Genomic DNA, 21,478 nt, shown 5'->3' with positions numbered 1-21,478 from the left:
TTAAAGGAGGGGCCAGCATGCGGCATTGGCGCTTATTCTTGATCGTCGAAGTGTCCTTATTGTTCTGTCTCGGTTGGCAGATCTTTTCAAATCCCCCATATTTGATTTTTTTAATATTAGGCCTATTTAGCCTGTATTTACATACCAAGGCTAAGCGGCGTTTACCGAAAACGTTTTGTTTGTTATTTGGTATTTTGGCATTAGTGACGATTTTCTTGACCAGTCCTTTTATTTGGCTCATGTTGTTCGGTGCCTTTCTTTACTTTATGTTGTCAAATCACCGTCATGACAAGGCTGAGTTTTTAGGAATGGAGTGGTTGCCATGGACACGCAAATATTTCTTTAGTTTACATGTAACCGATCCAACCCCTAAAAACGGGCAGATTACCAAACGTCCTTGGTTTGGCAACCAAACCATTGGTCAGGACGTGTTTGCTTGGGATGATGTCGATCTGACCATCGCAGCCGGTGATACGATTATTGATCTCGGCAATACGTTATTGCCGAAACGCGACAATGTGATCATGATCCGCAAAGGGTTTGGTCGAACGCGGATTTTGGTACCGGTGGGAACCGCAGTCCAATTACGGCACACGGCATTGATTGGTGCCGTGACTTTTAACAACCAAACGTTTCACCTTAGCAATGATGAACTCACGTTGTATAGCGATGATTATGATGATAACGAACGGCGGGTCAAGGTACTTACCAACGTTTTAGCAGGGGATCTCGAGGTGTTATTCGTATGACAAAATCAGCACGCAGCTTTTTATTTGCAGGCGTCAGTTTGATCACGTTTTTACTGCTTAACGCCTTGTTTTTTATGTATTTTTACGCCAGTCACCGTCAAGATTGGCTGGTTAAACTCTTTATGGTACGGATCATGTACGTCCCAATCTATATTTATTTGGTGATTGGTTCGCTATTGGTCGGCTTTTTAGTCACATTATTGATCTATTTAACGGTTCGGCAACAGCTGGGACAGGCCGAGCAAAAATTAACGTTACTGGCGAATGGGCAGTATGAAGCAGATCGTTTTAAACAACAGGCAACCGTATTTGATCAAACCTTTTCATTGGATTTTGGGCAAACGATTGAACAGTTGCGGCAACGTATGATTCAGTTACAGCAAGAGTTACAAGCTTATAGTAATCATCCTCAAACGGTTGCCGGCGAGACAAAGGAAGAGATTTTGACCCAAGAACGGCACCGATTAGCCCGGGAGCTGCATGACTCTGTGAGCCAGCAGCTTTTTGCGGCGATGATGATGCTGTCTGCGTTAAATGAAATTGCCACGAAACCGGATAAAGCGCCGCAAATGGTGAAGCAGCTTCAGTTAGTCGAAAAGATTATCAATGAAGCGCAATCTGAAATGCGCGCCTTATTGCTTCATTTGCGGCCAATCAGTTTAGAGGGCCGTTCTTTAAAAGATGGTATTATTCAATTATTACGGGAACTCCAAACCAAGATTCATTTGGAAATGACCTGGCAAATTTCAGATGTCCAGTTGGAAAGCGGTATCGAGGACAATTTATTCCGAATCGTCCAAGAGCTGCTCTCAAATACGTTGCGTCATTCCAAAGCAAAAACACTAGAAGTTTATTTGAAACAAGTGGAGCAAACCGTTATCTTAAAGGTAGTCGATGATGGGGTGGGCTTTGACATGCGTCAGGCCTCCAAAGCGGGAAGCTATGGCCTGAAAAATATTCAAGAGCGTGCAACTGGTATTGGTGGGCATGCAAAGGTCATTAGTTTTCCCAAGCAAGGGACCAGTGTTGAGATTCGGGTGCCCTTGGTTAAATCGGAAACAAAGCAAACTGAAACGCAATTAAAGGGGGGAGTCTGTTGATCAAGGTATTGATTGTAGACGATCATGAAATGGTTCGCATCGGTGTGGCCAGTTATTTATCCGTTCAAGACGATATTGAAGTGGTTGGTGAAGCTGAAAATGGCAAGATTGGTGTGGAAAAGGCCTTGGATCTACGACCTGATGTGATCATGATGGATCTTGTGATGGACGTGATGGACGGCATTGAGGCGACTAAGGAAATTTTAACAACTTGGCCAGATGCTAAGATTATTATTGTGACCAGTTTTATTGATGATGAAAAGGTTTATCCAGCTATTGAAGCAGGGGCGAAGAGCTATCTGTTGAAAACCTCGACGGCAAATGAAATTGCGGATGCGATTCGTGCCACCAGCCAAGGTGAATCCGTCCTTGAACCAGAAGTCACAACGAAAATGCTTCATCGCTTGTCACAAAAGCCAGAACCAAAACTATATGAAGATTTAACCAAGCGCGAATTGGAAGTGCTCCATTTGATTGCGGAAGGAAAAAGCAATCAAGAAATTGCCGATCAGCTATTTATCACCTTGAAAACAGTTAAAACACATGTCTCTAATATTTTATCGAAATTACAAGTAGAAGACCGTACACAAGCAGCAATCTACGCGCTGAAGCATCATTTAACAGCATAACTTGTGGTAAACACTGACATCAAAGCAAAAGGGGGATCATCATGCACGCCTTTATTTTTGATTTTAATGGCACGCTGTTTAAGGATTCTGACAAACATGAAGCTGCTTGGCAACAGTTTGCACAGGAACAGTTTCACCGCACTGTGACGCCTCAGGAATATCAAATTCAAGTTCATGGTCGGAATAATCGTGAGATTTTGACCTATTTTGCGGGGCAATCACTGGCTGATGCCACAGTGGTGAAAATGGCAGCCCGTAAAGAGGCGATTTATCGAACACTGTGTTTGGCCGATCCAGCTCATTTAACCTTAGCACCAGGAGCTGTGGCGTTGTTGGAGACGTTAAAACAACGTCACATGATGCGGACCATTGCGACAGCAGCGCCGCAGGCCAACTTGGCCTTTTATCGGACAACATTTGAGTTGGACCGCTGGTTTGATTGGCAACACGTGGTTTATGACACTGGTCAATTTCGCAGTAAGCCGCACCCAGACCCTTATTTACAAGCGGCAAAGCAGTTACAACAGGCACCAGCGAATTGTGTGGTGTTTGAAGACTCAGCATCTGGCATTGAAGCCGCCTATCGAGCCAAAGTTGGCCAAATCATTGCACTGGAAACAAATCAAAATGGCGCACAGTTAGCAACCTTACCAGGCGTGACACAAGTGATACCTGATTTTCGGGCTTTAACGGCTGCGCAACTATTCGGAGCCTAAAAATAGCGTCAGCACACAGTTGAAGTGTGTTGGCGCTATTTTCGTAGCTTAACGGTGTCGGCGGAAAAACAACCAGTCAAGACCAATCGTGGTCAGTAAGCTCCCGATGCTCAGCCAGAGGCCTAAAGTCAAGTATGGTGGCCAGTAGTGCAAGGTGACTTGATGGGTACCGGCCTTTAGTGGAATCGCCATTAGGGCATCCAGCACCTTTTTTGGCCGAGTGGCTTTACCATCCACCGTCACATGCCAGCCCTTGGCATAAGGAATCGTGGTCATTAAGACTTGTTGCTTTTTCACCGTCACCTTGCCGGTTAAGCGATTGGCCGCTGTTTGTTTTACGTGCCAGGCTTGATTTTGTAAGGTTTGGGTCCCTTGATTAAAGGCAGTTAGGTTAAAGTGATAAAGTTGGAAATTTTGTAGCCATACCTTATTTTGTTTAAACGTAATGGTCAGTTTTAACGGCTGATTTTCAGCTGCGGCTGCTAAATCAACCACGACGGTATCGCGGAAAGTATCATACTGCGTGATGGCGTGACCATTTAATTGCAGTGAAATGGCCTTGCTGTTTAAGTTGGCGCCTAAGGTTAAGTAATAAGGATCACTGGTTTGCGGCGTGAAGTAGTAGGTCAAGGTCGCTGCTTTTTTCTTGTTGATTTTGACATACGTTTCATTGGCCGGTGATTTTTCACGCTTTAAATTGTGATAAACGGCACGGTCGAATAAAATTGGCTGGAAATAACCGATTTTTTGTTGATTGCCTAACAATTGATTAAACAATTGACTTTGATATTGCAGTGGGCCGTAGGTGGCCTCATCTGGTTTTAAAATTGCATGAGAGGCCGCAAAACCTAACGGCAGTACAAATGGATTTTGATAGATCTTTGCAACTTTAGTCGTGCCGATCTCACTGTAGAAAGCGAGGTCGGGTTTAGTCGTTAACGCAGGCAAAACAGCGGCGGCTGTTTGATGGCCATGTTTGACTTGGTCTTTGGCGGCTAAATAATACTTCATGTTTAAAAAGGCATCTGATAGCAAGGTCCCATTGGCATACGTGACAAAGCCATCACCAGCTGGTTGACCCAAGTGACCCATAAAGGTCGGTAAATCAGCTTCAAACGTCGAACTAAAGTGGGATGCGCTATTGTAATTGGCTTCCATGGCGTCGTTTTTAGTCCGCATGAAGGTTTTTTCAAGCCGGTAAAAATCAGTGCTGGTTTCATTGCGTTTAATGCTGTTCACAGCTTGTTTCAGCTTAGCCGTGTAAACGGCATAATCATGTTGTGACACATAGCTGATTTGATTCAAGCTGAGATAGGCGTTGGCACTGGCTTCGACGCAGACTAAAAATAAGAAAATCAACCCAAACCAGCGCAGCGGACGGGCTTGCCAAAGAATTAATAAAATCAAGGTTAAGAAACTGAAGACAATGGTTAAAATAAGCTGGTTCGGTTTTAAAAAGTTGAAATTGGCAAGGTGAAAATAAATATAGCCGATAAAGCCAATTAAAATAGCGGCTAACACGCAAATCTGCCAAGGCCTTAATTGCCAGCCTTTTTGGAAACTAATCGCGGCAAGCCAAACAAACCAGAAACAAACCACAAATGAAAAGCGGTAAGGGTACCAAATGGGAAATTGCCCGGCGTGCCACAATAGGTCTAATGGTTGCAGTAGCATGGAAGCTAGCAAAAAAAGGGTGATCACACCGGCAGTTAGGCGGACTTGCCAATGAATCCGGCGCTGTAAAAAGTAGAGGATAAACCCTAATCCAACCAATGAGCCAACGAATAAATTGGGAAAGCCAGTGGGCATTTGATCAAAATTAAAGGCACCGACCACAAATTTACTGAGCATTTTCAAAGGGGAATATTCCCAATCCCATTTGAATTTAGTGACGGTATAGGTCGCCTTACTTTGAGTCAAGGCATAAAAGGTGGGTAAGAGAATCACTGCCGCTAATAGTCCGGCACTTAAAGAGCCCCAGATGAATAAGCCTAATTGGTGTAACCAAGTTTTAAAAGTGGACCAATAGCGGACACTAGCCCAAATAAAGTAACACAGCAAAAACAAACAGATCATGTAACCCATATAATAGTTAATGATCAGCATGCTCCCGAGGCTTAATGTGTAATACAGTGGCCGTTTTTCTTGAAACAGTTTTTCTAACCCGAGACAGATCAGCGGTAGAAAAATGGGTGCGTCCAGCCAGATCACATTGAGCTGATTGGCGATCATCCACCCCATTAAGGCATAGGCCGTCGCGAAAGTCGGAATCCATAAGCCTTGTTGCACGTTGGTTTTATGAAGCAACCAGCCCATGCTTAAACCGCTGCAGGCATATTTAAGCAATGTAATGCCTAACACACCGGCTGTTAGCCACTTACCAGGGGTAAGCAGGAGCAATAAATTAAAGGGACTCATTAAGTAGTAAGCCCAAACGCTCAACATATCGCCGCCAATGGTTTTTGAAAAGGAGTATAAGAACTGTTGAGGGTGATGCAGTAGGATATCGCGGAAATAAGCAAAAAAGTCGATATATTGTTGGCCGAGGTCAACGGTTAAAATACTACTTTTGCCAAACGGAAACATTTGGCGCGTGGCAAAGTAGCCGCCCATTAGCACTAACGGTAGTAAAAAACTTAAGGCTAGGGGCAGCCAATTTTGATTGAATTTGATTCGTTTCACAGTGTCACCTCGGGAAATGTCTTTAAAAAAAGCATAATGGAAACCGAAATCGGTCGCAAGTCATTTTAAGAAACTTAAAAAAAGGCTAATGTCAGACAGTTGGCTTAAACGAATCTTTACCCTTGCCGCCTTTTCAATGCTAGATCGATATGCTAACATGAAGTATACTGCGTTGTGAGTGCTTTAAGGGCAGTTGACGCAAGTCGATATCATTAACTTCTATTATGTTTAAGGAGTACGTTCAAATTGAAAATTTTACGAAGTAGAACGAAGCGTGCCCAGCGGCAATCACGTATTCCGTTTCGGCTAAATTTCTTATTATTCATTGTTTTCATTTTGTTTGTGGCATTAATTGCACAGCTTGGTTATTTACAGATCTTATACGGCTCAAAGTTTGAAGGTGAAGTCGAAAAAACTGATAAAACAACCATCACCAGTAGTGTGCCCCGGGGGATGATTTATGATGAAAAAGGCCGGGTATTGGTTGGTAATAAGGCGAACAATGCCATTAGTTATACCAAAAGTGTTGATACACTGTCATCCGACATTTATAAAACAGCCAATCGTTTGAGTCAGTGGGTCAGCGTCGATACTGGTAGTTTGACCCGGCGGGATAAGGCTGATTATTATTTAGCCAACGCAAAGAACTTGAAAAAAGTTGAAGCGAGCCTTCCCAAAAGCAAAACGCATAAAGCCAATGGCGATGCGATCGATTCAGACGCGTTATACAAACTGGAGTTAGCGGCTGTGAAGTCAAGTGCGTTGCACTTAACCAGTCAGCAAAAATCAGCAGCAGCGATGTTTAAAATCATGAGTGGGGCGTATCAGTTGTCGACCGTTTATGTTAAAAATTCGGGCATGTCTGAAAAAGAAGTCGCAGAAGTCAGTGAGCATTTAACAGAATTACCAGGTATCAACGTGACGGATGATTGGTCACGGTCTTATCCAAATGGTTCTTCGGTTGCCAGTATTATTGGGGATGTTTCCAGTGAAAAGACTGGACTACCCAGTGATAAGATCAATGAATATTTGGCACAAGGTTATTCACGGAATGATCGGGTGGGAACCAGTTACTTAGAGCAACAATATGAATCCGTGCTACGTGGGACCAAAGCCCAAACGCAAGTAACCTTAAACGCAGACAATAAGATTGTTGGTTCAAAGAAGACTTATTCCGGTCAAAAAGGGGATAACTTAGTTTTAACCATTAATTCTGCCTTTCAAAAGAAGGTCGATTCGGCGCTACAAAGTGGTTTTAGTTCTGCTAAAAGTGCCGGTGCCACGCAGTATTCAAGTGGCGCCTATGCCATGGCCTTGAATCCGAAGACGGGGGCAATTTTAGCGATGTCTGGGTTGAAGTATAACCCAAAGACGGGGAAAACTACGTCTGATGCGTTAGGAATTATCAACCGTGACTTCGTCATGGGATCTGTTGTCAAAGGGGCAACGGTGCTTGGTGGCATGATGGATGGTGTGATCACTCCGTCTAGTAATACCATTACAGATACCCCAATCTACTTCTCAGGTGGGTTAGTCAAAAAGGCCGTTTACTCTGCAGGAACCTATAGTTCTTTAGATGCAGCCCAGGCCCTTGAAGTTTCTTCAAACATTTATATGATGCGGTTAGCGATGAAGGAAGGTAACGCCAAGTACCAGGCAAATTCTTACTTTAACATGAAGAAGTCGATTTTTGCTAAGGAACGGGGTTACTTCAATCAATTTGGTTTAGGCATTAAAACCGGGATTGATCTGCCAGGTGAATCGGCCGGTTATGAAGGGACCACCAGTGATGTGGTAAAGGCGTTAGATTTATCTTATGGAAACTATGACGCGTATACCACCTTACAACTTGGCCAATATATCTCAACCATTGCCAATAATGGCTTACGGATGAAGCCGTACTTAGTCCAGTCGATTCGTAAGACAAATGCGGACGGTTCATTAGGAACCGTGGTTTCTGAAACCAAACCCACTGTGTTAAATCGGGTCGGGGCCACACAATCTGAAATCAACGTGGTGAAACAAGGGATGTACAATGTGACCCATGGTTCTATGTCATGGGGGACGGCTCATGAATTAAAGAGCTTCACACCAGCGATTGCCGGGAAAACAGGAACCGCCCAAACCTTCTACTACGATCCGGATAATCCGAATGATACGGATCCGCCAGAAACCTTGACATCGAGCTTTGTTGGGTATGCGCCAGCAAACAATCCTAAAGTGGCCGTGGTGGTTGTCTTCCCGAATATTTCAACCAGTGCGGACGAAGCCCATTACAATACCAATGTGGCACAAAATATTTTCAAAGCGTATTTCCAAACAATCGGTGTGAAAACCTCATCTAGCAGTACCAGTTCAAGCTCGTCGACAACTTCAAGCAGCAGTAGCAGTACGACGACAACGACGAATTAAGCGCAATAAAACAAGGCTGAAACAGTGATGTTTCAGCCTTGTTTTATGGAAAGTAGGCCTTTATGATTTATATCGAACAAGCTGTTTTACATATTGTGGACGGCGCTAGCGGCAATATCTTCTATGCGGCAGCACCACTTGACTTAGAGGAAGCGGGTGTTGCCCGTTATTTGGAAAAATTATTGCAACATTTTTTAAAACAAGATTTGCGGTCAGATACGCTACCCACGGACCACTGGTTAAAGACAGTTTCATTTACAGCTGATGATTTTATGGCGACTAGTCAAGCTCTGTCAGAACAATTATATCAGTTGACGGCACCGCAAGCCGAAATTCCAAGAGGCGATTTATTATGTGTGCGGTATACCGAAGCGGATGTGGCTTATTTTGCCTTATTGAAGTTAAATCAGGGGCAAGAATACACCCATTTTCTCAATTATACAGAGGAAGGCATCACCAATGAGATTATTTTAAATCAGGCCGTTTTACCGGCACCGCAACGGAAGATCAGTGAAGGGTTTAGTCTGAACTTAAGCACAGGACAGTATGTGCTGGCAGATCAAGTTTTTCCAGTCGATGGCGAAAAAATCGCTTATTTTTCAGAACGATTCTTAAAGTTGCCAGCACCGTTAACGGCTACCGAACAGATGAAAGAGGTCAAGGCGGCGGTGACTGCAGTGGCCGAGGATTTTAGTCAAGATACGTTTACCGCAACGTCACAGGCCCAAACCACACTTTATCAGCAGCTTGATCAGGATGAAACCGTCGATCTTTCAGCATTAGCTGAGGCTGTTTTTCCAACGGAGGCCGCACAAGAGGCCTTAACAGAACGCTTAACGGAACAAGTTACTGCCCCACAACCTTTAGCAGCAAGTCCGAAAGTGAAACGTCATTTAAGCAAACAACGGTTAAAATTAGATAACGGCATCGAATTGATCGTGCCACAGTCCGTTTACCAAGATCCAGAACAAATTGAATTTATCAATCAGCCAGATGGTACGATTTCGGTGGTCCTTAAACAAATTGAGTCCATCGAAAACAAATTTTAAAAGCGCTAGTTATTTAAACAGTTTAAGCCTATAATGGAATTAATTTACTGATGAAAAAGGGTGATCGTGTGGCAAATGAATATCCACAAGTAATGACAATTGCTGGCTCAGACTGCGACGGGAGCGCAGGCATGCAGGCAGATATGAATACTTTTTTGGCGCGTAAGGCATATGGCATCTCTGTGATGACTGCTGCTGTAGCAGGAAATTCTTATGGCATCCACGCTAGCGAATCATTTTCGCCAGCATTTATTGGCCAACAATTTGCAGCAATTGCAGATGACTTTCAAGTTCGTGCTAGCAAAACAGGCATGATGGCTGATACACCGACCATTGAGGCTGTTGCTCAAAATTATCAAAAGTATGATTTTGGACCATTAGTGGTTGATCCGGTGATCATTACCAAACATGGCGCGATGTTATTGGAAGAAAGTGCTTATCAAACGTTATGTGACCAGTTGATTCCATTAGCAACTGTGTTGACGCCTAACTTTTATGAAGCACAAAAGCTAGCGGGTTTAACCTTAACAACAGAGGCCGATATTGAAGAAGCCGCTGCAAAGTTACAAGCTTTAGGCGCGAAGAATGTGATCGTCAAAGGTAAGCATACTGGTGATCAAGCGACTGTACGTGATTTTGTATTGTTGGAAGATGGCAAAAACTTCTGGCTAGAAGAAGACTATGTGCCAACCGACCGGGTGAACGGGACTGGTGATACATTGTCCGCTTGTATTGCAGCTGAAATTGCAAAAGGCGAGTCAGTCGAACAAGCAATTCGGACAGCTAAGCAATTTACACATCGTGCGATTGCCAATGAAATTGCAGTGGGCCATAAGTTCGGTCCAATCAATCATTGGGTTGAATTGTAGTTTTGAAAGCCACTTTAAAACGGTTTTTCTGTTATGCTAACAGGAAAACCGTTTTTTAGCGTATTTTAAATTGAAAGGGGTGCTGATATGCGGTTTTTACACACAGCCGATTGGCATTTAGGCAAAAAATTAAACGGCTTTGATTTGCTAGCCGATCAGCAAGCTATTTTAACGCAAATTCAAACGATTGCGGCACGAGAACAGGTAGATGCCATGGTCATTGCAGGTGATTTGTATGATCATCATTTGCCAAGTGAAACCACCGTGCATTTGCTCAATCAAACCTTACAAACGATTAATTTAGACCAAAAGTTACCGTTATTGGCCATTAGTGGGAATCATGATAGCGCACCACGGTTAGCAACTGGGAGCCCTTGGTTTGAAAATACGGCGTTTTACCTGCATACGCAATTAGCGCAAGCCTTTGAACCAGTGGTGCTAGGCGATACGCAATTTTTCTTATTGCCTTATTTTGAACCTTTTGCAGCCCGACAATATTTTGATGATCCTGACTTAACCACGATTGCCAAGGCTATGCAGGCTGTGATCACCAAATTAAAAACGTTATTTTTGCCGGACAAAAAGCATGTTTTAGTGGCCCATTTTTTTGCAGCTGGTGGGGATATTGGGAGTTCTGAGACGAGCTTGACGATTGGTGGTTTAGATATTGTACCATTAGCCTTATTGGCCGATTTTGATTACGTGGCCTTAGGGCATTTGCATTCCAAAGATGCACTGCACCAGGACCGGATTCGGTATAGCGGTGCCCCTTTGAAATTTGCGGTTGGTGAAGCGAGTCAGACGAAAGGGGTTTGGATCGTGGATACGGCGCCATTTCAGGCTCAGTTTGTGCCCTTACACCCGCTGCGAGATTTGCGTCAGTTAAATGCGAGTTTTGAAACGTTACTAACACCGACTTTTTATGAGCAACAAGCGACCGATGATTATTTAGCGATTACGTTGACGGATGACGATATTATTCCAAATTTACGTGGTCGGCTCCAAACTATTTACCCGCATTTGTTGCAGGTGCGGCGGGCAACCGGTGCCGTCCAGTTAACCCAGGCAACGCAAGCTGTCGCACAACTTGCCCCGCTGGACTTGTTGGCTGACTATTATCAAGCATTGAATGGAACGGCCTTAACGGCGGCCCAACAAAAATGGGCGCAAGAACAGTTGCGCACGGTTGAAAAGGGGGAAAAATAATGCGGCCTTTACGGTTACGTTTAGAAAACTTTGGGCCTTACCGTCATACGGACATTGATTTTCAGAAATTAGCCAGTGATACGGTGTTTTTGATCAGTGGTAAAACAGGTAGTGGTAAAACCACGATTTTTGATGCCATGTGTTTTGCGCTGTTTAACCGAACATCTGGTAATGAGCGGCAAGGTCAACAAATGCGGTCTAAGTTTGCAGAACCCACTGCGCTAACGCAAGTGACGTTTTGGTTCCAAGCGGGGGCTAAACAATACGAGCTCCACCGCCTACCCGAACAGCTGGTGGCTAAAAAGCGCGGGACTGGTTTTCGTAAGCAGCCTGCCAAGGTCACACTAAAAATTTATCAAGATCAAACACAAATTGCGGAACACACCAAGGCCGGTACCGTGAAAGCGGCCTTAGAAGCCGTGTTGCAGTTAGATGCGGATCAGTTTGCTCAGATCATTTTATTACCACAAGGCGAATTTCGGCGTTTTTTAATTGCCAATAGTGACGAAAAGGAACAAGTGCTCCGCCGTTTATTTGGAACGGAACGTTATGCCAAATGGACCCAACAAATGCAGCAAGTCTTCAATCAACACCAAAATCAGGCCAAAGCAAAGCTCGCCCAATTAACCCAGTTGGTGCAACAGATCCATTGGGCTAACGGGACACCTGATGTGACAGATCCAACGAGCTTGGCACCACTGTTAAAACAGGAGCTAACAGCACAACGGCAGGCGTTGGTTCAAGTGAAACAAGCGGTTGATCAGCAACAAACGGTGGTCCAACAAGCCCAGACCGCTTTAAACCATGGTGAACAATTGGTGAAGTGGCAAACCGCATTGACTGAGAAACAGCAAGCCCTCGCCACTTTAGCCGCACAGCAAGCACAAGTTGATACTTGGAAAGCCCAGATCAAGCGCTTTACGCAATTGCAGCAGTACCAGACGACTTTCGAAAATTGGCAGCAACAGCAACAGCAGCTGACGCAACAAACAAAAGTGATTGCCACTACAGAGCAGGCCATCCAACAGCAACAAGCACAATTAACACAATTGCAACAGCAAGCGCAAGCACTCGTAAAACAAGAACCTGCAATGGCGCAACAACGGCAACAATTACATGTTTGGCAGGCGTTACAACCGGCCGTTGAACAGTTAGCACAAACCACTGCAGACTTGGCTGCAGCGCAACAAGAATTGCAACAACACCAAACAGCGTTTAAACAAGCCCAAAGCCAAGCAACACAATTACAGGAAAAATTAACCCAGTGCCAGCAGCAGGCCGCTCAGTTGTCAGATCAGCTTCAGCAGCGAACGGCACTTGAACAACAACAGCAACAACTCACGACCTGGCAAGCGCAAGGCGCAGCGTTACAAGCGATGGCAGTTGCAGTCGCGGAACAAGTGACGGCGGTGGCAACGGCGACGCAGCAACAACAGGCCGCGCATCAGGCTTGTCAGCAGCAACTCACGCAGACTCAGCGTTTGAAAAGTCAGTGGGCAGCTGAGCAAATTAGTCGGTTACAACAACTGCTGCAACCAGGCCAACCATGTCCAGTTTGTGGTGCAACGACCCATACGATCGAACCACAAACCGTGCAAGCAACGACTGTTACAGAAGCACAAGTGACGGCCAGTGAAGCCGACCTGGCCCAGGCGCAGCAGCTGGTCACCCAGCGGACGACGCAACTTGAAAATCAGCAGCAGCAACTGACGCAGCAGCAACACGATCAGGTGCAGGCGCAACAAGCGTTAATCGCTGCGTTACAACAGGCCGGTCAACTGACACCTGATGTGACGGTGACGTTGGCGGCAGTACAGGCCACGTTAACGCAGCAGCAACAAGTCTTACAAGCAAAATTGGCTGACGTTCAACAAGCTTATCAGCGGAGCCAACAGGCCCAGCAACAAGTGGTAATGTTGCAAAAGCAGCAGCAAACCCAGGCGGCAAAGGTCACTGAATTACAACAAACCATCCAGGCGCAACAGCTTGCTTTAACGCGGTTACAGACGCAACGGCAAGATCTGCAACAGCAACTGCCAGCGCAATATCAAAGTGCCACCGCTTTTCAACAAGCCTTAGCGCAATTAACGGCTGATCTAGCGACTTTTGATCAGCAACAGCGGCAGGTTCAACAAGCCCAGCAACAAGGCCAACAGCAATTGGCGGGCTTACAAGCTCAGCAAGTGACACAGCAAGCACAACTCAAACAACAACAAGCGCAGTTGCAGCAACAAGGTGATGCGCTACAGACTGGTTTACAGACGATTTGGCCTCACATTCGGGCCCCATTTACGGACTATGTGACGGCATTAACTGAAGTGACGGCCTTACCGACGTTAGAAAAGCAGGTAGCGGCGTATCAAACCCAACAGTTGACGTTAACCACTGAGATCCAGCAATTGCAACAAGAATTAGGCCAGCAACAGCCACCGATTTTAGCCGATTTAAAAGCAGCATTGGCATCGGCCCAGGCGGCTTTAGAAACGGTTACTGCGGATTATTACCAACAACAGCAGTCCTTAGCAGCCAATCAACAGTATCAGCAGCAATTGACCACTGGCCTTAAGGAACAGGCCACAACGTTGAAAACACTATCTGAACAGGCACGACTGGTTAACGTGGTGACAGGTAATAATGCGAAAAAGTTAAGCTTAGAGCGCTATGTGTTACAACAATATTTATTGCAAGTGCTGCAAGTGGCGAATCAACGTTTGCTGCCGCTTACCAATGGCCGTTATCAATTACAATTAAATGATGCGACGGGGAGTTATCGCAATCAAACAGGCTTAGAGCTGAATATTTTTGATGACAGTGTTGGGGCCGTCCGTAGCGTTCAAACCTTGTCAGGTGGGGAAAGCTTTATTGCATCACTGGCCTTAGCATTGGCCTTTGGTGAAGTCATTCAAGCTCAAAATGGTCAAACGCGGATCGAAACACTGTTTATTGATGAAGGCTTTGGTTCCTTAGATGCCGAATCCTTGGATGTGGCCCTGAATGCCTTGGAATCACTGCATGCCACGCACCAAATGATTGGCATCATTAGTCATGTGGCAGCATTACGTGATCGCATTCCCAATCAATTACAGGTTGTTATGGATGGTGGGGGGCAAAGTCATGTGCGGTATCAGTTACTAGGGGCGGACTAACTTGTGTTTTTGAAATGTTTTCGTTACAATGGAACACCGTTAACAACCGTTTATCAAAGGGGGAAACGCCAGTATGCGATTAAATGGGCAACCATTTTGGCGATGGTTGTGTGGTCTATTGGTGATGGGGAGTTTGGCAGGTGTCGGGATTTCTAGCTTGCAGCTACCTGCTGCCGCACAAACGACGGTTAATTGGCGACAGCCATCTGAGCCAAAGCCTTATCCGGTGCTTAAACAGTACCATCAAGTGTGGTTGGATGTCTCAATTGGACGACAACGGGTCTATGTTAAAAATAAGAACCAAGTGTTATACACAATGGCCGCTTCAACTGGCAGCGATAACAGCACACCTTTAGGAACTTATCACATTCAGGCTGAACGGGGACCGTTTTTTTACAATAAAAAGTCTGGTGAAGGCGCGCGTTATTGGATTTCGTGGAAGGACCATGGCGTTTATTTATTTCATACAGTTCCGACAGATCAACATGGCCGGTATGTCGTGCAGCAAGCACAACAGTTAGGCCATAAAGCGGCGTCGCACGGCTGTATTCGTTTATCAGTGGCAGATGCGAAATGGCTTTATGACCAAGTGCCCAAGGGGACGAAAGTCGTCATTAGGGTGTAAAGTAAAAAAGCTTAACAATCTCGGTAAAAGGACTAGCCAAGTCCGCTAAAAAATGATAAGATAGAACTCGTTTGAAACGAGAGGTTCAGAAAAATATAGATCAGGGAGGGTTTATCCTATGCGTGTTAACATTACTATGGAATGCACAGAGTGCCACCATCGCAACTACTTAACCAACAAAAATCGCCGTAACAATCCTGATCGTTTGGAATTAAACAAATATTGCCCAAACGAAAAGAAAGTTACGTTACATCGCGAAACTAAGTAACAGCGGGTTTGTACCTGCTGTTTTTTTATACGTCAAGATCTTGAAAGGCGTTGATGAAATGGATAAAAAACAAGTTCGACAACAACAAATTCAGCAGTTAACGGCATTGGCGCAAATACCAGTGCTTAAACAAGCACAGTCAGAACAGCTTTATCAGCAGTTGGTTGCAAGTCCCTTGTGGCAGCAGGCACAACGGGTGGCGTTAACGTATAGCCAAGGCATTGAGCTTGACACACGGCCAGTGATCCAGCAGGCATTAGCAGCTGGAAAACAGGTCTATTTACCGCGTGTGATGCCGCAGCGGCAAATGGCATTTATGCCATACGAAGCCACTACTAGGTTGGTTAAAAGTAAATTTGGTTTGCAAGAGCCAGCCTTTAATGAAGCAACCGCCGCAACTGAATTTGATCTCATGTTAGTGCCAGGACTAGCTTTCGTGCCCAGTCACCATCTGCGCTTAGGCTTTGGTGGCGGCTACTATGATCGTTTTTTGGCCAAGTATCCGCAACGCACGTTAAGTCTGGTCCTGCCAGTGCAACAATTTGAAACGGTAACGTGGCCAGTCGAGCCTTTTGATCAAAAGGTACAGATATTTTTAACAATTGGGAAGTGATTTGATGCAGCGAACATGGCGTCAATTTCAAGCACAACCTTGGGCGACTTATTTGTTTTTATTGATCCAAGGATTAGTCTATCTGTTAATGACTTTAGCCGGTGGTAGCGAAAATAGCATTGTATTGGTTGATTTTGGCGCAAAGGTCAATGATTTGATTGCAGCGGGACAATGGTGGCGGCTATTGACCCCGATGTTTTTACATATTGGCTTGACCCATTTGGTCATTAATTCAGTGACGATTTATTTTATTGGCAATCAAATTGAAATGCTGTTTGGTCACTGGCGTTTTATTTTGCTATACTTGTTAAGTGGCTTTTCAGGTAATCTCGCAAGTTTTGTGTTTAATACCAATTTATCGGCCGGTTCCAGTACGGCAATTTTTGGCCTGTTTGGCGCCTTTTTCATGCTTGTGACAGAGTTTCGTGAGAACACGGCGTTACGAGCAGTTGGGCAACAGTTTGGGCTATTTATTTTGTTGAACTTGGTGTTTGATGTCATGATGCCAGGGGTAGATCTAGCGGGGCATGTTGGCGGCTTACTAGGTGGTTTTTTAGGCGCAACGGTTGTGGGCATTCCCAATATGCGGTTATCCGTGGTCAAACGTATTGCAGCAGCGCTGATTTTTATGATTGCGGCAGGTGCTTTTTTATGGTTAGGTTTGAACCCGAGATAGGTCGTGAGCAAAGTGACAACATTGTATGATGTACAGCAATTACTGAAGAAGTTTAATGTTTATGTTTACGTTGGCAAACGAATCTGGGATATTGAACTCATGGCAATTGAGTTAGACCATCTCTATGCGGCCAAGGTTATTGAACAAAAACTTTATATCAAAGCAAAAATGGTTTTAGAACATGAACATCGACTTGAGGTTGAAAAGGCAGCAAAGCAGAAGAAAGAAAATTGATGATGGAGGTTCATAACAGATGGACAAAAAGTTAATCGGTGTCGATTTAGGCGGTACTACAATTAAGTTTGCAATTTTGACACCAGCAGGTGAAATTCAACAACGTTGGAGCGTTGATACCAATATTTTAGATGAAGGGTCACACATTGTCCCTGACATTATTACGTCAATTAACCATCATTTGGATTTGTTTGAAATGACACCTGATCAATTTATCGGCATTGGCATGGGGACACCGGGTACTGTGGATATCCAAAAAGGAACTGTGATCGGCGCTTATAATTTAAACTGGAAAACCTTACAACCGGTTAAAGCACAAATTGAAGCAGGTACTGGCATTCAATTTGCCATTGACAATGATGCCAATGTGGCTGCTTTAGGCGAACGCTGGCAAGGCGCAGGTGAAAATGATGACGATGTCATTTTAGTCCCACTTGGCACTGGCATTGGTGGTGGCATTATTGCCAACGGTCAGCTGTTGCATGGTCTCGCTGGCGCTGCTGGTGAAATCGGCCACGTCACAGTTGACCCGAACGGTTACCAATGTACTTGTGGTAAAAAAGGCTGTTTGGAAACCATTGCCTCTGCTACAGGGGTTGTTCGGGTTGCGCGGGATATGGCGGAAGAATACGCTGGCGATTCTGCTTTGAAGCGGCAATTAGATGACGGTGAAGAAATCAGTTCAAAGATTGTATTTGATTTGGCTAAAGCCAACGATCCGTTGGCTTTAAATGTGGTTGAGCGGGTCAGCTATTTCTTAGGGTTAGCACTGGGTAACTTAGGCAATACCTTAAATCCAGCCTATATCGTGATCGGTGGCGGTGTTTCGGCAGCTGGTGATTTCTTATTGACGCGGGTTCAAAAATACTTTAACGAATATACTTTCCCACAAGTACGCAACTCAACCAAATTACGGTTGGCTGTTTTAGGGAATGATGCTGGTGTGATCGGTGCCGCATCCCTAGCCAAGCAATTTGCTTAATTGTGAAAACATTTGCAGAATAGACTAGGCAAAGGCTGTGTCGTTCGCTAAAATAGACTTGAAGGATTATCCGTGGGGTAATCAATGAAGGGGGTTTTTGCAATTACTGTTACTGGTTTGATCAATATTATTATCATTCTCTTCTTGTTAGGCTGGTTTGGCTATCAAATTTATTTACGAATCGAGCGTAAACGAGTTGGGAAAGAATTAGATGAAGCAGCTTTTAACGCTGGTATGCGTAAGGCACAAGTCATCGATTTACGGGAACCGAAAGATTTTGCGGCAGGCCATATTTTAGGGGCACGCAATTTACCATATTCACAATTAAAACAACGTTATGGTGAAATTCGCGAGGATCTACCGGTTTATCTTTATGATCAAGGCCGTGGATTAAGCACACGGGCTGCCATTAAACTTTCACGCAAAGGTTACCAACAATTATTCTGGCTCAAACGCGGATATGCGAACTGGAATGGTAAAACGAAACGTAAAAAGTATGCTTAACTTAAAGTGGGACAGCCATTCAGGTCCCACTTTTTATTTTGGCCTTGATTAAATTTAAACGAAAGTTTGGCGATTTTTTTGGAAACAGTCACGCAGATCATTGCGCATCGTGGGGATAAGGCCCATTATCCTGAAAATACGTTATTGGCATTTCGACAAGCCATTTTGGCAGGTGCAGATGGGCTTGAAACCGATGTGCATTTAACTTTAGACGGTGCCATGGTGATCATTCATGACGAAACAGTGGCGCGCACCACAAATGGTTCAGGCTTGGTCGGACAGCAGACCTTGGCCCAATTACGGGCGTTAGATGCTGGCAGCTGGTTTGCGCCAACTTTTAAGGGGCAACAAATTCCCACCTTGCAAGAAGTGCTGACATTATTGGACGACTTACAGTTTACGGGTTTGTTTAATTTAGAGCTTAAAACCGACAAGGTCGACTATCCAGGCATCGAGGCGCAAGTGGTGGCCCTGTTAACAGCCACACCGCGGGCTTACACCATTGTGTTATCAAGTTTTAACCAAGCAACGTTGAAAAAGGTACATGCGTTGGCACCACAATTAAAATTGGCAAGCTTATTCGAGGTACCTTGGTGGACGACCATTCAGTTATTACGTCATCATTGGGCAGCAGGGTGGCACCCAGACATTCGTTGGTTACCTTGGTATCAATTTTTACTACCGAAAAAGGTGATTTTACGTCCTTGGACAGTTGCTAATGAAAAACAATTGCGTTACTGTTTGCAGCATCATGTGGCAGGCCTTTTTACGGATGATCCGCAATTGGCTTTGACCTGGCGTCGAAAAATTCAAGGAAGGTGACAACATGCAACCGATTATTTTAATTGTTGGGCCTACAGCGGTTGGAAAAACCAGTTTAAGCATTCAGCTGGCGCAACGTTTTAATGGTGAAATTATTTCAGGGGACTCCATGCAGATCTATCAACACTTGGATATTGGGACAGCTAAGGTACAACCCGCTGAAATGCAAGGCACTCCACATTATTTGGTTGATCATCAAAATGTAACGCAACGTTTCACCGTTGCTGATTTTAAACAGCAAGCCCAGCAAGCCATTGAGACGATTGCCCAACACCGGCATTTGCCATTTATCGTAGGCGGCACTGGTTTTTATTTACAAGCGCTATTAAGGGATTATCAGTTAGGTGGGCAGGCAGCAGCTGGTGATTTTAAATTGCGGGCGCAATGGCAGGCCTATTTAACGGTTCACGGACCTGAAGCCTTGTGGCAGCAATTAGCCCAACAGGACCCGCAGGCCGCCCAGCAAATTCCAGTGGGTGACAGTCGGCGGGTGATTCGAGCGCTGGAAGTCCTACAAACCACCGGGCAGTTGTTTTCCCAGCAAGCCGATCAGACAAACCAGCAATTACGGCCGCTGATCATTGGTTTGACCACAGAGCGCCAATTATTGTATCAACGGATTAACCAACGTGTTGATACAATGTTGGACCAGGGCTTACTAGCAGAAGCAAAATGGCTGTATCAGCGCCAAGCACAAGCACCACAAGCCAGTCGGGGCATTGGCTATAAGGAATTATTTCCATATTTTGCTGGCGAACAGGATCTGGCCACAGCTGTGGCAAAAATCAAGCAAAATTCGCGCCATTATGCCAAGCGCCAGTTAACCTTTTTCCGCAATCAGTTTGAGACCCACTGGTTTGACCTGGTGCAACATCCAGAACAATTAACAGCAATTGAAACAACAATCACAGCTTTTTTAAAGGAAGATGACAATGATGAGTTGGCAAACTAATTTAGATCCAACGGTAAAAGCCGCAATGACGGCCGCAGAAACCAAAATTCAACCCAAACTTCAGGCGATTGGCGATCAAGTGTTAACGAACCAGGCGCGTGTTTTGCAAGCTTTTCGGGAGCACCAAGTGGCTGAAAGTAGTTTAAGCGGGACCACCGGTTACGGGTACAATGATGAAGGCCGTGACCAATTAGATGCGATCTACGCACAAGTTTTTGGTGGTGAGGCAGCCATGGTACGGCCACAGTTTGTTTCAGGCACCCACGCCATTGGAACCGCCTTTTTCGGCTTATTACGGCCGGGAGACACCTTGCTTTACTTAACCGGGATGCCTTACGATACCTTACAAGAAGTGATTGGCATTGCTGGCAATGGGGTCGGTTCCTTAAAGGAATTTGGCATTCAATTTGAAAAAGTTGATTTAACCACTGCGGGTAAAGTCGATTGGGCGGCTGCCAAAAACGCCTTACAACAACACCCTAATGTTGTAGCGTTACAACGTTCACGTGGCTATGCCAGTCGGGAAAGTTTTACAGTGGCAGAACTGGCTGAAATGATTCAGTTTATTCGGAAGTATGCCCCAGACACTAAAATCTTTGTCGATAATTGCTATGGTGAATTTTCTGAAACCCAAGAGCCATTAATGGTTGGGGCGAACTTAATGGCCGGTTCCTTAATTAAGAACCCTGGGGCTGGACTGGTTCAAACAGGGGGCTATGTGGCCGGTGACGCTGACCTCGTTGAACGGGTTGGTTACGCACTGACTGTACCGGGAATCGGGCAAGAAGAAGCGGCCACCCAACAAAATATGCGGGCCATGATCCAAGGCTTCTTTTTAGCACCGCATGTGGTGGGTGAGGCCATTAAAGGGGCGATTTATGCCGCGGCTTTATTAGAAGAATTAGGTTTAACGGTGTCACCTAAATGGCAAGCACCACGAACAGATTTGATCCAAACCATTGATTTTGGCAATGCCAAAGCCATGGAAAAATTTGCAGGTGCGATCCAACAGTTTTCACCAATCGATTCTTTTGTGACGCCTATTGCAGAGCCAATGGCAGGATACGAAGATCCCGTGATCATGGCAGCTGGAACGTTCGTGCAAGGCGCTAGTATTGAACTATCCGCTGACGGGCCAATGCGCCCACCCTATACGCTTTATTTACAAGGTGGGTTGACCTTTGAACACGTTAAATTAGCAGTTACCTTAGCTGCCAATGCGGCGTTAACAACAGCTTAATTAA

20 protein-coding genes are annotated in these 21,478 nt (G+C 45.0%); 19 read left to right on the top strand and 1 reads right to left on the bottom strand.

Annotated features, from left to right (window positions below; translation table 11 throughout):
• Positions 1 to 17: 17 nt before the first annotated feature.
• Genes liaF through FC07_RS01225 form a run of 4 tightly spaced genes read left to right on the top strand, consistent with a single transcriptional unit; the run spans position 18 to position 3,194 of the window.
• Positions 18 to 749, top strand: coding sequence for a cell wall-active antibiotics response protein LiaF (liaF, locus tag FC07_RS01240; RefSeq protein WP_057903313.1), 732 nt, complete (start codon positions 18 to 20; stop codon positions 747 to 749).
• On the top strand, positions 746 to 1,849 hold the full coding sequence (locus FC07_RS01235; protein ID WP_057903312.1) for a sensor histidine kinase: 1,104 nt from the start codon (positions 746 to 748) through the stop codon (positions 1,847 to 1,849). Before liaF ends, FC07_RS01235 begins: the two co-directional genes overlap by 4 nt.
• On the top strand, positions 1,846 to 2,478 hold the full coding sequence (locus FC07_RS01230; RefSeq protein WP_057903311.1) for a response regulator transcription factor: 633 nt from the start codon (positions 1,846 to 1,848) through the stop codon (positions 2,476 to 2,478). The genes FC07_RS01235 and FC07_RS01230 overlap by 4 nt, the downstream gene beginning before the upstream one ends.
• Positions 2,479 to 2,519: 41 nt before the next feature.
• Positions 2,520 to 3,194, top strand: coding sequence for an HAD family hydrolase (locus FC07_RS01225; RefSeq protein ID WP_057903310.1), 675 nt, complete (start codon positions 2,520 to 2,522; stop codon positions 3,192 to 3,194).
• 48 nt (positions 3,195 to 3,242) lie between these two features.
• On the opposite strand, the gene FC07_RS01220 is transcribed toward FC07_RS01225, so the two are convergent.
• On the bottom strand, positions 3,243 to 5,876 hold the full coding sequence (locus FC07_RS01220) for a YfhO family protein (RefSeq protein WP_235807420.1): 2,634 nt from the start codon (positions 5,874 to 5,876) through the stop codon (positions 3,243 to 3,245).
• 246 nt (positions 5,877 to 6,122) lie between these two features.
• Here FC07_RS01220 and FC07_RS01215 point away from each other — a divergent pair, with 246 nt between their 5' ends.
• From FC07_RS01215 to FC07_RS01150, 15 genes are all read left to right on the top strand, one after another.
• A complete protein-coding gene (locus FC07_RS01215; RefSeq protein ID WP_057903309.1) occupies positions 6,123 to 8,288 on the top strand; it encodes a peptidoglycan D,D-transpeptidase FtsI family protein in 2,166 nt (721 codons plus the stop codon).
• 62 nt (positions 8,289 to 8,350) lie between these two features.
• Positions 8,351 to 9,337 carry a nucleoid-associated protein gene (locus FC07_RS01210; protein ID WP_057903308.1) on the top strand — a complete coding sequence of 329 codons (987 nt, stop codon included), beginning with the start codon at positions 8,351 to 8,353 and terminating at the stop codon, positions 9,335 to 9,337.
• 68 nt (positions 9,338 to 9,405) lie between these two features.
• On the top strand, positions 9,406 to 10,206 hold the full coding sequence (thiD, locus tag FC07_RS01205) for a bifunctional hydroxymethylpyrimidine kinase/phosphomethylpyrimidine kinase (RefSeq protein ID WP_057903307.1): 801 nt from the start codon (positions 9,406 to 9,408) through the stop codon (positions 10,204 to 10,206).
• A gap of 87 nt (positions 10,207 to 10,293) precedes the next feature.
• Positions 10,294 to 11,412: an exonuclease SbcCD subunit D gene (locus FC07_RS01200; RefSeq protein WP_057903306.1), complete on the top strand. Its 1,119-nt coding sequence runs from the start codon at positions 10,294 to 10,296 to the stop codon at positions 11,410 to 11,412.
• Entirely contained in the window at positions 11,412 to 14,558 is a 3,147-nt protein-coding gene (locus tag FC07_RS01195; RefSeq protein WP_057903305.1) for an AAA family ATPase, read from the top strand. The genes FC07_RS01200 and FC07_RS01195 overlap by 1 nt, the downstream gene beginning before the upstream one ends.
• Positions 14,559 to 14,682: 124 nt before the next feature.
• A complete protein-coding gene (locus tag FC07_RS01190) occupies positions 14,683 to 15,183 on the top strand; it encodes a L,D-transpeptidase (RefSeq protein ID WP_170206661.1) in 501 nt (166 codons plus the stop codon).
• A 118-nt stretch (positions 15,184 to 15,301) separates the two neighbouring features.
• Positions 15,302 to 15,451 (top strand): 50S ribosomal protein L33, encoded by a 150-nt coding sequence (rpmG, locus tag FC07_RS15510; protein WP_083483151.1) that lies wholly within the window; start codon positions 15,302 to 15,304, stop codon positions 15,449 to 15,451.
• Positions 15,452 to 15,509: 58 nt separating this feature from the next.
• The gene (locus FC07_RS01185) at positions 15,510 to 16,064 is read left to right on the top strand and encodes a 5-formyltetrahydrofolate cyclo-ligase (protein WP_057903303.1); all 555 of its coding nucleotides are present in this window, start codon (positions 15,510 to 15,512) and stop codon (positions 16,062 to 16,064) included.
• Between the two features lie 4 nt (positions 16,065 to 16,068).
• A complete protein-coding gene (locus FC07_RS01180) occupies positions 16,069 to 16,740 on the top strand; it encodes a rhomboid family intramembrane serine protease (protein WP_057903302.1) in 672 nt (223 codons plus the stop codon).
• 12 nt (positions 16,741 to 16,752) lie between these two features.
• Entirely contained in the window at positions 16,753 to 16,974 is a 222-nt protein-coding gene (locus FC07_RS01175; protein WP_057903301.1) for a YqgQ family protein, read from the top strand.
• Between the two features lie 19 nt (positions 16,975 to 16,993).
• Positions 16,994 to 17,956 (top strand): ROK family glucokinase, encoded by a 963-nt coding sequence (locus FC07_RS01170; RefSeq protein ID WP_057903300.1) that lies wholly within the window; start codon positions 16,994 to 16,996, stop codon positions 17,954 to 17,956.
• Between the two features lie 84 nt (positions 17,957 to 18,040).
• Complete coding sequence (locus tag FC07_RS01165) at positions 18,041 to 18,460, top strand: rhodanese-like domain-containing protein (RefSeq protein ID WP_057903299.1); 420 nt, start codon at positions 18,041 to 18,043, stop codon at positions 18,458 to 18,460.
• A gap of 78 nt (positions 18,461 to 18,538) precedes the next feature.
• Positions 18,539 to 19,282, top strand: coding sequence for a glycerophosphodiester phosphodiesterase (locus FC07_RS01160; protein WP_057903347.1), 744 nt, complete (start codon positions 18,539 to 18,541; stop codon positions 19,280 to 19,282).
• A gap of 4 nt (positions 19,283 to 19,286) precedes the next feature.
• On the top strand, positions 19,287 to 20,234 hold the full coding sequence (miaA, locus tag FC07_RS01155; RefSeq protein ID WP_057903298.1) for a tRNA (adenosine(37)-N6)-dimethylallyltransferase MiaA: 948 nt from the start codon (positions 19,287 to 19,289) through the stop codon (positions 20,232 to 20,234).
• Positions 20,218 to 21,474: a methionine gamma-lyase family protein gene (locus FC07_RS01150; RefSeq protein WP_057903297.1), complete on the top strand. Its 1,257-nt coding sequence runs from the start codon at positions 20,218 to 20,220 to the stop codon at positions 21,472 to 21,474. Before miaA ends, FC07_RS01150 begins: the two co-directional genes overlap by 17 nt.
• Positions 21,475 to 21,478 lie beyond the last annotated feature (4 nt).

Source organism: Loigolactobacillus bifermentans DSM 20003, assembly GCF_001434575.1.
In the GTDB taxonomy this organism is placed as follows: Bacteria; Bacillota; Bacilli; order Lactobacillales; family Lactobacillaceae; genus Loigolactobacillus; species Loigolactobacillus bifermentans.
This window is presented reverse-complemented; position numbering and strand designations above follow the sequence as displayed.